This is a genomic window from Modestobacter excelsi (assembly GCF_005930495.1).
GTDB lineage: Bacteria > Actinomycetota > Actinomycetes > Mycobacteriales > Geodermatophilaceae > Modestobacter > Modestobacter excelsi.
Genome location: NZ_SJEX01000012.1, coordinates 63,702 through 76,217, shown reverse-complemented (window position 1 = coordinate 76,217; position 12,516 = coordinate 63,702). Strand labels below are relative to the sequence as shown.

The following is a 12,516-nucleotide window of genomic DNA, read 5'->3' as shown; positions in this document are numbered from 1 at the left end:
GTCCTGCACGCCGGAGGTGTCCAGCCTGCCGCTCTCCCGGAACCTCATCGTGCGTAGACCTCCTGGTCGGGTGGGGACATCGTGAAGGTCATCTCGACCGAGCCGTGCACCTGGGAGGGGCCCGGCTGCAGCTCCAGCGCCGGTGCGGCCACCGCGAGCGAGGCCTTCGCGACCCGGCCGCCGGCACCGCCGGTGCCGGCGTCGCGGACCTCGACCAGCCCGGTGAGCCGGGCGCCCAGCGCGGCCGCGTGGCCGCGAGCCCGGGCGGCGGCGTCGGGGAGCACCTCGGCGACGGCCTCACCGCGCACGACCACGCGCGCGCTCTCGGTCATCGCTCCCCTCCGCGCCGGGACGTCTGCCCGGACCGCTCGGAGCACTCTGCCGTTCCGCGCGCGGCGGCGCACCCGGACGGCGGCCCGCCGGGGCCCGCCCTAGGGTCAGCGCATGCCCCTGGAAGGTGAGTACGAGCCGAGTCCGGAGAAGTGGGTCCGCGACCAGGTGGAGCTGTACGAGCGCACCGGCGGCCGGGAGGGCAACACGCTGCCCGGCCGGACCGAGCCGGTCGTCGTCTTCACCACCCGCGGTGCCAAGAGCGGCAAGGTCCGCAAGAACCCGCTGATGCGGGTCGAGCACGACGGCGTCTACGCGATGGTCGCCTCGCAGGGTGGTGCCCCGAAGCACCCGACGTGGTACTTCAACCTCAAGGCCCACCCCGACCAGGTCACCGTGCAGGACGGCGACCAGGTCCGCGACGGCGTGGCCCGCGAGATCGACGGGAGCGAGTACGACCAGTGGTGGGAGCGCGCCGTCGCCGCCTACCGCGACTACGCCGACTACCAGCAGAAGACCGATCGCAAGATCCCGATCGTCCTCGTCGAGCCGACCAGCTGACGGCGGGCAGCGCGCCGGTCGTCGTCACCGGTGCCGGCGACGGCGTCGGGGCCGCGGCCGGCTGCACGCTGACCGGTCGCCCACGCCGACCCTGCCCCCGGCCCGGGACGCCGTCCGGGCCCGCGAGCTGTGGGAGCTCTCCGCCGGGCTGGTCGGGTTGCCCGGCTGAGCTCAGCGCGGCGCGAGGTCGGCGGTGATCCGGGCGCCCACCCAGGCGGCGAGCGCGTCCTCACCGCGGGCGCGGGCGCCCAGGAGCGCCCAGCCGAGGTCGGCCACCTGCCGTGAGCGGTGCAGCTCGAGGTCGGCGCCCGGCGCGGCGAACAGCTCCGCGCGGGTCGCCGTCGCCACCTCGTGCTGGGCCACCAGGGAGTCGCGCAGCGCCGCGTCCGCCGGCCCGCCCGGCGGCGCCGCGGCCGCCGCCAGCGCCCGCTCGACGGTGGCCCCGACTGCGGCCGGCAACCGACGGCTGCCCGGGCGGGGGAGGAGCAGCAGGCCGGCGGCGAGCCCGACCGCGATCCCGACGAGCGTCTCGCCCAGCCGGACGGTGATCAGGTCCGCGCCGGGTGGGCTGTTCGCGCCGAGGTGCACCAGCGACAACGAGACCGGCGTGATCAGCGCGACGGCCAGCACGTACTGGCTGACCACCAGCAGCTCGACACCGACGAGCATGACCCCGATCAGGGCGACGGTGACCGCTACCGGCAGGTCCAGCCAGAACAGCAGCGCCGTCACCCCGGTCCCCAGCAGCGTGCCGGTCACCCGGTGCAGGGCCCGGGCCCGGGTGTGCCGGGCGTCGGTGCCCAGCAGGACGGCGACGGCGGCGGTCGAGGCCCAGTACGGGCTGTGCAGCCCGAGCCCGGCGGCGAGCGACCCCGCCGCCCAGGCGCCCACGCCGATGCGCGCGGCGGTCGGCACCCACAGCGGGGTGTGCCCCCGGACCGGAGCGGCCGGCGCGCGGGGGTCGGCCCGGGCAGCGGGGTCGGTGGCCGGCAGCGCCCGCATGAACCGGGTCTCGATGTCCTCCAGCCGCGACCACAGGGACCGGCGCCGCCGGCTGCTCCCGGCCACCGCGACGTGGGCGATGCGGACCGCCCGGGCGACGCCGTCCGGTCGAGCGTCCCGCAGCCCGCCCCGCTCGGCTCCGGCGACCGCGCTCTCCGCGGCGGCGACGGCGCGTCGCTCGGGGCCGGCCGGGTCCCACGACCACGCCGCCATGACGACCAGCCAGGAGAGCGCGGCCGAGCCCGCGGCGGCGGCCACGTGCTGCCCGATCAGCCCGGGGGAGGAGCCCAGAGCGCTCGCGCTGCCGCCGACCAGCACGGCCATCAGCGGGCCGGGCGGGCCGATCTGCCAGACCGCGGTGGCCGCCGTGGCGGCCGCCCCGAGCAGGCCGAGGACGGCGGCGAGCAGGAACGGGTGCGGCCCGGCCAGCCCGCCGAGGCCGACCGCCGCGGCGAGTGCGAGGCCCACACCCGCCGAGACCAGCGACCGCCGCCGGTAGAGGAGCGCGTGCCCGTACACGGCGGTGAAGCCGCCGAGCGCCGCGGCCGCGCCGAGGTCGGCGCGGCCGAGCAGCACGAACACGGCCAGCGGTCCGGTGACGCAGACCGCCGCGGACAGCGCCCGGCGGCGGTGGGCGGCCCACAGCGCGCTCGGCGCGGGCAGCCGCGGCCCGAGGACGTGCGGCGCCACCCGGCGCAGCGGGGAGAGGAGGCGCGACACGACCCTCATCGTCTCCTCCTGCCGGGAGCGCGTCGTCGACGGAGATCACTGCCGACGGGCGAGCTGCGTCACCCGTCGCTCCCGCTCAGGAGAAGCCGACCACCGCGTGCGGCGTGTAGGGCTCCTCCAGCCGGGCGATCTCCTCGGGAGTCAGCCGGAGGTCGACCGCGGCCACGGCGTCGTCCAGGTGCCGGTCCTTGGTCACCCCGACGATCGGTGCGGTGACCACCGGCTTGCTCAGCAGCCAGGCCAGGGCCACCTGTGCGCGCGGCACCTCCCGCGCCCCGGCGACCTCGGCCACCCGCTCGACGATCGCCTGGTCGGCCTCGTCGTACAGCTTGCTGCCGAACTCGTCGGTCTCCGAGCGGGTGGTGCTCGCGTCCCAGTCGCGGGTCAACCGGCCGCGGGCGAGCGGGCTCCACGGGATGACGCCGACGCCCTCGTCGGCGCAGAGCGGCAGCATCTCCCGCTCCTCCTCCCGGTTGAGCAGGTTGTAGTGGTCCTGCATGGAGACGAAGCGGTGCCAGCCGTGCTCACCGGCCCGGTGCAGCGCCTTGCTGAACTGCCAGGCCCACATGCTGGAAGCGCCGAGGTACCGCACCTTCCCCGACCGCACGGCGGAGTCCAGTGCCTCCAGGGTCTCCTCGATCGGCGTGTGCGGGTCCCACCGGTGGATCTGGTACAGGTCGACGTAGTCGGTGCCCAGCCGGGTGAGGCTGGCGTCGAGCTCGGCCAGGATCGCCTTGCGGGACAACCCCGCCCCGTTGGGGCCGGGTCGCATCCGGCCGTGCACCTTGGTGGCGAGGACGACGGCCTCGCGGTCGGCGAAGTCCTTCAGCGCGCGGCCGGTGATCTCCTCGCTGGAGCCCGCCGAGTACACGTTCGCGGTGTCGAAGAAGGTGATCCCGGCGGCCAGCGCCTTCTCGATCACCGCGCGGCTCTCCTCCTCCGGGAGGCTCCACGGGTGACCGCCGCGGGCAGGGTCGCCGAAGCTCATCATGCCCAGGCAGATGCGGGAGACCTGCAGGCCGGTGGTGCCCAGACGCGTGTACTCCATGGGAGGACCCCTTCCCCGCTGTTGGCCGGGGCAACCTCAGGGCAGCGCGCCGTAGCGCTCCTCGATCCCGCTGCGCACGGCGGCGGGCAGCTCGGCGAAGGGCTCCAGGTCGATCGGCCGGGTCTTCCCCCGGCCGGTGCGCCAGACGCCGACCGCGGTCCCTGCGGACACCGCGGTGGCCCGGAACATGCCGTTGTTGCCGGGCACGATCCGGTCGGCGAACTCGGCCGGCACCGTGCAGCTGCGGTCGGCGTAGCCGAGCACCAACTCGTCGAAGCCGGGCAGCAGGTGCACCCCCTCGGCCTCGGCACGCGCGGCGGCGAGCCGGTCCGGGGTGGCCGGGTCCATCCAGTGCTCGGTGCCGTCGACCACGAGGCGCTCCAGCTGCGGAGCGGCGACCGCCAGGCCGACCTTGACGTCGCGCACCAGCACGCCTGCCCAGCGGACCAGGTCCTTGACCGTCGCCGGGCCGTGCGAGGCGAAGAACCGCAGAGTCAGCTCGCCCAGCGCCTCGTCGCGCTCGAGCTGCCGCGGTGCCGGCACCCACTCGTCGAGCAGGACGAACTGCTGGTCGCCGTCCACGGTCGGACCGAGGCAGGTCAGCCCCGACTGGGCGAGCCACCACAGCAGGTGGTAGCCGCGCTGCCCCTCGGTCGGCACGCCGCCCGCCGCGAGCGCGGAGACCAGCTCGGTGCGGGTCAGTCGGCGGCCGCCCGTGAGCGCGGCCAGCGCCACGTCCCGGGCCCGTGCCACGTCGGCGTCGGTCAGCCCCACGGTGGCCCGCCGGCCGGCGGCCCCGGCCAGCACCTTGGGACCGAGCAGCGCCAGCATCCAGGGGAGGTCCCCGGCGGCGGTGAGGTGCAGCGTGCCGCGCATCGGCCACGAGCGGACGACCTCGCCGGCGTCGAGGGCGGCGGTGACGGCGGCCCGGGTGCCGCCGTCGGTGCGCAGGGCCACCGAGGTCAGCGCGCCGGGCAGGTCCTGCGCCTGGACGGCGGTCAGCCACCGGACCGCCTGGGCCGGGCTCGCCGCCCGGGGCCCGACCAGGCGCTGGGCGGCCATCCGCAGCAACGAGAGCTCCTCCACGTGCCCACCTTGGCAGCAGCCTCCGACATCCTGAGGTCGCCGCCGGCGAGCTCGACCACCGGATCCGCTGTCCCGACGGGCCCACCTCGGTCACCAACCCACCGCCCTTCTGACGAGCGGGAGACGAGTGCTCGGCCGGGCGTGCGCCCGGCGGGAGCGCTCGGCGGTCGAACCGGATCGGCGGCACCACCACCGCCGTGCCATCGAGCGCCAACGCCGGCTCCCCACGGTTCCGGCACCCGACCGGAGCGGCAGCTGATGACCGGCCGGTTCCGCTGCAGCGGAACGGGCTCCGTCATCCGCCGCCTGACGTCGTACCGTGCCCTCATGATGGGGATGGGCAACCTCGGCCCAGAGGGACGGCGGCGCCAGCGGATGGTCGCCGGGATCATCGTGGCGGCGATGCTGCTCGCCGCCGGGGCGGTGCTGCTCGGCACGGTGCTCTGACGGTGGCCGCCGACATGGACGTGGACGAGTGGTTTGCCGCCGCCGGTGACCGGGCCGGCGAGCTGCGCCGGGTCGACGCGCTGGTGCAGGCCGCAGCACCCGGGATCGACCGGCAGCTGGTGCCGGCCGGGTCGGGACAGGTGCTCGGCTACGGGCTCATGCCCTACCGACCGAGGTCGGCGAAGGAGACCACGACGTGGCCGCTCATCGCGCTGGCGGCTCAGAAGAGGCACCTCTCCCTGTACGTCTGCGCCGTCGTCGACGGGGAGTACCTCGCCGAGTCCCGGGCCGCCGCGCTCGGCCGGGTGTCCTGCGGGAAGAGCTGCATCCGGTTCACCTCGCTGGACCGGGTGGACACCGTGGCGCTCGATCAGTTGGTCCGGGACGCCGTCGCCAGCACCGCCGAGGGGCGCAACGCCTACAGCGGCTGACGCGCCGACCCCTGCGGAGCCGCCCCGCGCAGTGCCCGGGAACGGCGTTGCCGCGTCCAGGAGGATGGAGCCGTGGGCTACGTCGACGTGACCGGAGTGCGGCACACCCTCCCCGACGGGCGGGTGCTGCTCGACGACGTCAACTTCCGGGTGGGCGAGGGCGCCTGCGCCGCGCTGGTCGGGGAGAACGGCGCCGGCAAGACCACGCTGCTGCGGATCATCAGCGGTGACCTGGTGCCCGAGGCCGGCTCGGTCGCGCGCACCGGCGGGCTCGGGGTGATGCGGCAGTTCATCGGCTCGGTCCGCGACGACACGACCGTCCAGCGGTTCCTCGTCGACCTCGCGCCACCCGCGGTCCGCGAGGCCTGGGACGCCGTCGAGGCCGCCGAGCTGGCGATGATGGAGATCGACGACGAGCCCGCCCAGATGGCCTACGCGAACGCGCTCGGGCACTGGGGTGACGTGGGCGGCTACGACGTCGAGGTCACCTGGGACACCGTGACCGTCGCCGCGCTCGGCGTCCCCTACGACGGCTGCAAGTACCGCGCACTCGAGTCCCTGTCCGGTGGTGAGCAGAAGCGGCTGGCCCTGGAGTGCCTGCTCCGTGGTCCGGACCAGGTGCTGCTGCTCGACGAGCCGGACAACTACCTCGACGTCCCCGGCAAGCGCTGGCTGGAGGAGCGGCTGCGCGAGACCCGCAAGACCGTGCTGTTCGTCAGCCACGACCGGGAGCTGCTCTCCCGGGTCGCCGACCGGGTGGTCACCGTCGAGGGCGGGACGGCATGGGTGCACGGCGGGAACTGGGCCGGCTACCCCGCCGCGCGCGCCGCCCGGCACGACCGGATGGCGGAGCTGCGCAAGCGCTGGGACGAGGAGCACGACCGGCTCGTCGAGCTGGTCCGCACGCTGCAGCAGCAGGCCAAGAACTCACCCGACATGGCCGCCCGCTACCACGCCATGCAGACCCGGCTGGCGAAGTACGAGGCCGCCGGGCCGCCGCCGGAGCGGCCGCCGGACCAGTCGGTGACCATGCGCCTGCGCGGCGGCCGCACCGGCGTGCGGGTGGTCATCGCCGAGCAGCTGGAGCTCGCCGGCCTGATGCGTCCCTTCGACCTGGAGGTCGAGTACGGCGACCGGGTCGCGGTGCTGGGCTCCAACGGTGCGGGCAAGTCGCACTTCCTGCGGCTGCTGGCCGGGCAGGACGTCGCGCACACCGGCGGCTGGCGGCTGGGGGCGCGCGTCGTCCCCGGGTTCTTCGCCCAGACCCACGCCCATCCGGAGTGGCTCGAGCGGACGCTGGTCGACCTGCTCTGGCACGGCGAGCCCGGTCGTCCCGGCGTCGACCGGGGCCGGGCGATGGCGACGCTGCGCCGCTACGGGCTGGCCGACTCCGGCGACCAGCTGTTCCGGTCGCTGTCCGGTGGCCAGCAGGCCCGGTTCCAGGTGCTGCTGCTGGAGCTCTCCGGCTCGACGCTGCTGCTGCTCGACGAGCCGACGGACAACCTGGACGTGCTCAGTGCCGAGTCGCTGGAGGCGGCGCTCGGCGCGTTCGACGGCACGGTCATCACGGTGACCCACGACCGCTGGTTCGCCCGCACCTTCGACCGGTTCCTGGTCTTCGGCTCGGACGGGCGGGTCTACGAGGCACCCGAGCCGGTCTTCGACGAGGGCCGGGTCCAGCGCACCCGCTGACCTCAGCGGGCGGACCCCGCCGACGCCGTCGACGTGGTGGTGGCCCGTCCGTCGAGGACCTCGGTCGCGATCCGGGTCGCGTTCGCCATCACGGTCAGCGTGAACGTCGTCGAGGCCAGGGTCGGGAGGACCGAGCCGTCGACGAGGTGGACCCGGTCCCACTCCGGCAGCCGGCCCCACCGGTCGGTGCCGCCCCGCCCGCCCGCTCGCTGGTGCGGGAAGGTGCTGCCGAAGTGGTAGCTCTTGCCCGCACCGCTGACCGCGACGTGGGTCAGGACGGGCCACAGGTCCAGCGCCGGTGCGATCCGCGCCAGCCGGCGCAGCACCGGGGCGAGCATCGCCGGCCGCATCCCGGCGTCCTCAGGGGTGAGGTCCAGCTCGGGCAGGCCGCCGGCACCCCGGCGGGCGGTCACCCTGATCCCCGGTGAGGCCCAGGAGGGCAGGTAGCCGAACCCGACGGTCAGCCGCCGCAGCACCTCGGTGGTCAGCCCGGACAGCGCCGGGGAGCGCAGCGGGCCGGGCAGGGCGTCGAGGAACGTCGGATTGTAGGGGTAGCCGTGCACGTGCGCGGTGTCGACGTCGTCCTCGTCGAAGGACAGCAGCACGTTGAACTGGTTGAGCGTGAAGTCGCGCGCGCCCGGACGACGGGGGTCGGCCACGCCGCGCCGGGAGAGGAACGGCACGACGAACTGCAGCGACTCGGCCATCCGCACGCTCGCCGGCGGCTCCGGCAGCGAGCCGAGGACCAGCCGGGTCGTGCCCATCGCGCCGGCGCCGACGAACACCCGGTCCGCGCGGAGCTCGTGCCGTGCGCCGGTGGCCAGCTCGCGGAACCGGGCCACGGCACCCTGGTCGTCCTGCCCGACCTCCTCGACCAGGACGCCGCCGACGTAGCGGACGTTGGGCAGCCGCCGCACCTGGTCCATGGTCTGCGAGGCGCTGTAGACGAGGCCGTGCGGGCAGCCGGTCATGCACAGCCCGCAGCGGGTGCAGTCGTTGGCCCGGAACGCCAGCCGGGCCCGGCCGACGGTCACCCCGCGCCGCCGCAACGCCGTCCGGTGCTCCGCGTAGCGCTGCAGCACCGCCTCGGTCCGCGCGCCCAGCGGCGGCAGCGCGCTCCGGGGGGCCAGCAGCGGGAACGAGCCGGCCAGGTCGTCCACCTCGGCGGCCAGCGGCACCTGCTCCAGGGTGGCCCGGTAGTGCGGTTCCATCTCCGCCCAGGACACCGGCCAGTCCCGGAAGGTGCCCGGCGAGAACGGCATCGCCTGGGCGCCCCAGAGGTTGGTGAACCCGCCGTAGGCGGAGGAGACGGCGTCGGTGTTGGTGTCCGGTCGCCCGCCGCGGATGCCGGTCACCTGGCCGAGGTCGCGGAACGGGTGGTCGGACCCGTAGACCCGCTTCTGCGGCACGGCGCGGCCACCCCCGGCGGACCGGGCGGTGACCAGCTGCAGGTCGGAGGGGTCCCACGACGCCTCGTCCCGGGAGCCCATCCGCGCCAGCGCGGCTGCTCGGGAGGCGTCCAGCCGGCTGCCCAGGTCGAGCACCGTCACCTGCTGGTCCCCGCGGCAGGCGAGCGTCCAGGCCACCATCGCGCCCGAGGCGCCCGAGCCGATGACGAGGTGCGTGCCCGCAGGGGTCACCGGGGTTCGAGACCGACGGTCAGCGAGACGGGGAGCCGGCCCGTCCGCAGGTCCAGCCGGCCGCGCAGGTGCCCGATCCCGGCCGCGGCCAGGCCGCCGACGACGGCCGCCGCCTGGAGGCCGGCGTCCCGATCGCCGCGCAGCGCCCGCAGCAGCTTGCCGGCCACGCTGCCCACCATCGCGCGGGCGAACTCGAGCTCGGCGCGGATGTTGCCGGCCGACCCCATGTCGGAGAAGGCGCGGACCTTGCCCCGGTTGATCGTGTAGCAGCGCCGCCAGAAGTAGTCCCAGGTCAGCCGCTCGGGGTGGACGAAGTGGTAGATCCGCGCCTTGGGCTCGTAGACGACGGCCGCCGCGCCGTGCGCCGCAGCGATCCGGTGCGAGAGGTCCATGTCGTCGTGCTTGTCGGAGTGGAAGCCGCCCACCGCGCGCAGCGCGTCGGTCCGCACCGACATGCTGGCGCCGATCAGGTGCCGCACCGGCTCGCGCACCTCGGGCAGCCCGGCGTAGTGGCAGCCGAACACCCAGTCGAACTCGTAGGGGAACCAGCCCGGCCGGGCGATCTGGTGGTTGGGCAGCGGGGCGCCGCCGACGGCCACGGCGCCGTCCTCGACGTAGACCGACACGAGGGTCTCCAACCACGTCGGGTCGGCCTCGGCGTCGTCGTCGAGGAAGGCGACGACCTCGGCGGTGACCCGCTCGACCGCGGTGTTGCGCGCCGAGCCCAGCCGCCCGGCGAACCGGTTGGGGAAGACCTCGATCGGCGGCCCCGGCTGGTCGGTGCCCGGACCCCAGGTCGCCTGGCAGCGCTCGAGCAGCTCGTCGTTGTGGTCGACGCAGAGGAGGATCTTCGCCGGGGCGACCGTCTGGGCCTGGACGGAGGCGACCGCCCGCTCGAGCAGGTCCCAGCGGGCGTCGGTGTAGGTGCAGATCACCACGTCGGCCAGGGGAGCGGTGCTCTTCTCGACAGGCATGGTCTCTCTCTCGTCGTGGGCGCCCGGGGGCTCGGGCCGTGCGACCACCTGCAGCGTCGGAGGAGGACGGTGGCGAAAACTAGCAGCGAGTGACGATCTACGACAGGTCTGCTGACGCTCCGTTGCGGGAGTCACCCGAAGGTGTGACCCTCGCCCCGGTAGGTCGGCAGGACGTCGACGACCGCGTCGCCCGCATCCGCACCGTCCGCGGACGGGCCCGAGGGGCCGTGTTGGCCGACATGGCCCCGCGGGGCCTCAGAGGTCGGGGTCGAGGGTGCCGTCGCCGCCGATGCGGTCGAGCTCGGCCATCTCCACCGGGCCGAGCACCCGGGCGGCCGCCTCCAGGTTCTGCTCCAGGTGCCCGATCGAGCGGGTGCCGGGGATGAGCACGAGGTTGGGGGAGCGGGCCAGCAGCCAGGCGAGCGCGACCTCCATCGGCGTCGTCTCCAGCGTCCGGGCCACCGACTCCAGCGCCGCGGACTGGATCGGGCTGAAGCCGCCGAGCGGGAAGAACGGCACGTAGGCGATGCCCTCCCGGGCCAGCGCGTCGACCAGCGGGTCGTCGGCCCGGTGCACCAGATTGTAGTGGTTCTGCACGCAGACCACCGGGGCGATGCCCCGCGCCTCGGCCAGCATCTGCGGGGTCACGTTGCTGACGCCGATGTGCTTGACCAGGCCCTCCTGCTGCAGCGCGGCCAGGGTCTCCATCGGCTCGGCCAGCGAGCGCTGCACCGGCTCGGCGAAGCCGGGCATCCGCAGGTTGACCACGTCGATCGCGTCGAGCCCGAGGTGGTCGAGGTTGTCGTGCACGGCCTGGCGCAGCTCGTCGGCGCCCAGCGCCTCCGGCCACTCGCCCTCCGGTGTCCGACGGGCGCCGATCTTGGTGACGATGGTCAGCTGCTCGGGGTAGGGGTGCAGCGCCTCGCGGATGATCTCGTTGGTCACGTGCGGGCCGTAGTAGTCGCTGGTGTCGATGTGGTCCACGCCCAGCTCGACCGCGCGGCGCAGCACCGCGATGGCGCCGTCGCGGTCGGCCGGGGGGCCCATCACTTGGGGGCCGGCGAGCTGCATGGCGCCGTAGCCGATGCGGTGCACCGCGCGGTCGCCGAGGGGGAACTGGCCGGACTTCTCCGCCGTCGTCGTCATGACCAGGGCTTACCCCCGCCCCCGGGGCCGGTCAAACGGTCAGCGGGCGGCGGCGGGTGTGGCGTCGGCGACGGGGGCGAGCGTGCGCTGCCAGGCGTCGACGTCGGCCCGGGCGGCGAAGGCCAGCGCGGTGCGCTCGCGGCGCTCGGAGCGGATGGTCACCACGGCGATCCCCGCGCCGACCAGGGCAAGGAAGGCGCCCACCCAGATCGGCGCGGTGTAGCCGAGCCCCGCCGAGAGCGCCGCGGCACCCAGCGCGGCCCCCAGGGCGTTGGCCAGGTTGAAGGCCGCCTGGTTGGCCGCGGACACCAGGCTGCCGCCGGGCACGCGGGCCGCCTCGATCACCCGGTTCTGCACGACCGGGCCGAGGGCGAAGGCGAGCATGCCGAAGCAGACCAGCACGGTGATCGCGGCGACCGGGGTGCGCGCCACCAGCGCCAGGACCGCGAGCGCACCGGCGGTGCCCAGCAGCCCGACCGCCACGAACGACATGCCCCAGCGGTCACCCAGCCGGCCACCGACCAGCGTGCCGACCGTGGTGCCGGCGCCGAACAGGCCCAGCACCGGGGTGACCCAGACCTCGGGGATGCCGCCCAGCTCGGTGAGGATCGGGCTGACGTAGCTGTAGACCGAGAACAGGGCCGCGAAGCCGATCATCGTGGTGCCGAGCACCAGCCACACGCCGCGCCGGCGGAAGGCGCCCAGCTCGCTGCGCAGGTCGGTGGGCTCGCCGGTGACCGTCGGCATCCAGGCCAGCAGCCCGGCGATGGTGACCAGGCCGATGGCCGCCACCGCGGCGAAGACCAGCCGCCAGCTGACCTGCTGGGCGAGGAAGGTGCCCAGCGGGACGCCGACCACGTTCGCCACGGTCAGACCGGTGATCATCAGGGAGATCGCCTGGGTGGCCTTCTCCTTGGGCACCAGCCGCCGCGCGGCGACCGCGCCGACGCCGAAGAAGGACCCGTGGGCCAAGGCGGCGAACACCCGGGCGGCGACGAGCCAGCCGTAGCCGGGCGCCAGCGCCGACAGCAGGTTGCCGACGGTGAACAGCACCATCAGCGCGACCAGCGTCTGCCGCGGGGTGAACCGCACGCCCAACGCGGTCAGCGTGGGGGCGCCGATGACGACGCCGATGGCGTAGGCGGAGATCAGCAGCCCGACCGCCATGACGGAGACGTCCAGCCCGTTGGCGATCTGGGGCAGCATGCCCATCACCACGAACTCGGTGGTGCCGATGCCGAAGGCACCGATGGCGAGCGCGAGCAGGGCGCGGGGCAAGGCAGAGCTCCTCGAGGTGGGGCACGGGGGTTCGACGCGGACGTCGGCGTCCTCTACAGCCAAGAGGAGCGGGCCCCAGATCCTTGCACCTGACGGGCATGAACCTCGTCACGTCGCGGGCCGTGGACCTGCGGCACGGCCCGCGATGGTCC

At 74.8% G+C, this 12,516-nt stretch carries 11 protein-coding genes; 3 read left to right on the top strand and 8 right to left on the bottom strand.

What is annotated here, in order from left to right; genetic code table 11:
• Positions 1-44 precede the first annotated feature (44 nt).
• On the bottom strand, positions 45-332 hold the full coding sequence (locus FHL80_RS06805; RefSeq protein WP_138732692.1) for an SIMPL domain-containing protein: 288 nt from the start codon (positions 330-332) through the stop codon (positions 45-47).
• A gap of 112 nt (positions 333-444) precedes the next feature.
• On the opposite strand from FHL80_RS06805, the gene FHL80_RS06800 reads away from it, so the two are divergent.
• Positions 445-891, top strand: a complete 447-nt coding sequence (locus tag FHL80_RS06800; RefSeq protein WP_138732691.1) for a nitroreductase family deazaflavin-dependent oxidoreductase — start codon at positions 445-447, stop codon at positions 889-891.
• A 171-nt stretch (positions 892-1,062) separates the two neighbouring features.
• Here the strand turns inward: FHL80_RS06800 and FHL80_RS06795 are convergent, their stop codons facing one another.
• The 3 genes from FHL80_RS06795 to FHL80_RS06785 all read right to left on the bottom strand — a co-directional run bounded on the left by FHL80_RS06795 (position 1,063) and on the right by FHL80_RS06785 (position 4,756).
• A complete protein-coding gene (locus tag FHL80_RS06795) occupies positions 1,063-2,622 on the bottom strand; it encodes an FUSC family protein (RefSeq protein WP_138732690.1) in 1,560 nt (519 codons plus the stop codon).
• Positions 2,623-2,698: 76 nt separating this feature from the next.
• Positions 2,699-3,670 carry an aldo/keto reductase gene (locus FHL80_RS06790; protein ID WP_138732689.1) on the bottom strand — a complete coding sequence of 324 codons (972 nt, stop codon included), beginning with the start codon at positions 3,668-3,670 and terminating at the stop codon, positions 2,699-2,701.
• A 36-nt stretch (positions 3,671-3,706) separates the two neighbouring features.
• A complete protein-coding gene (locus FHL80_RS06785) occupies positions 3,707-4,756 on the bottom strand; it encodes a winged helix DNA-binding domain-containing protein (protein WP_138732688.1) in 1,050 nt (349 codons plus the stop codon).
• A gap of 449 nt (positions 4,757-5,205) precedes the next feature.
• Here FHL80_RS06785 and FHL80_RS06780 point away from each other — a divergent pair, with 449 nt between their 5' ends.
• Both FHL80_RS06780 and FHL80_RS06775 read left to right on the top strand, forming a co-directional pair.
• Positions 5,206-5,634 (top strand): DUF1801 domain-containing protein, encoded by a 429-nt coding sequence (locus tag FHL80_RS06780; protein ID WP_246078503.1) that lies wholly within the window; start codon positions 5,206-5,208, stop codon positions 5,632-5,634.
• A gap of 72 nt (positions 5,635-5,706) precedes the next feature.
• On the top strand, positions 5,707-7,326 hold the full coding sequence (locus FHL80_RS06775) for an ABC-F family ATP-binding cassette domain-containing protein (RefSeq protein ID WP_138732687.1): 1,620 nt from the start codon (positions 5,707-5,709) through the stop codon (positions 7,324-7,326).
• A 2-nt stretch (positions 7,327-7,328) separates the two neighbouring features.
• On the opposite strand, the gene FHL80_RS06770 is transcribed toward FHL80_RS06775, so the two are convergent.
• The 4 genes from FHL80_RS06770 to FHL80_RS06755 all read right to left on the bottom strand — a co-directional run bounded on the left by FHL80_RS06770 (position 7,329) and on the right by FHL80_RS06755 (position 12,364).
• Positions 7,329-8,966 carry a GMC family oxidoreductase gene (locus tag FHL80_RS06770; protein ID WP_138732686.1) on the bottom strand — a complete coding sequence of 546 codons (1,638 nt, stop codon included), beginning with the start codon at positions 8,964-8,966 and terminating at the stop codon, positions 7,329-7,331.
• A complete protein-coding gene (locus FHL80_RS06765) occupies positions 8,963-9,940 on the bottom strand; it encodes a glycosyltransferase family 2 protein (protein WP_138732685.1) in 978 nt (325 codons plus the stop codon). The genes FHL80_RS06770 and FHL80_RS06765 overlap by 4 nt, the downstream gene beginning before the upstream one ends.
• A gap of 255 nt (positions 9,941-10,195) precedes the next feature.
• Positions 10,196-11,086, bottom strand: a complete 891-nt coding sequence (locus FHL80_RS06760; RefSeq protein ID WP_138732684.1) for an oxidoreductase — start codon at positions 11,084-11,086, stop codon at positions 10,196-10,198.
• 39 nt (positions 11,087-11,125) lie between these two features.
• Positions 11,126-12,364: an MFS transporter gene (locus FHL80_RS06755; RefSeq protein ID WP_138732683.1), complete on the bottom strand. Its 1,239-nt coding sequence runs from the start codon at positions 12,362-12,364 to the stop codon at positions 11,126-11,128.
• Between the last annotated feature and the right edge of the window lie 152 nt (positions 12,365-12,516).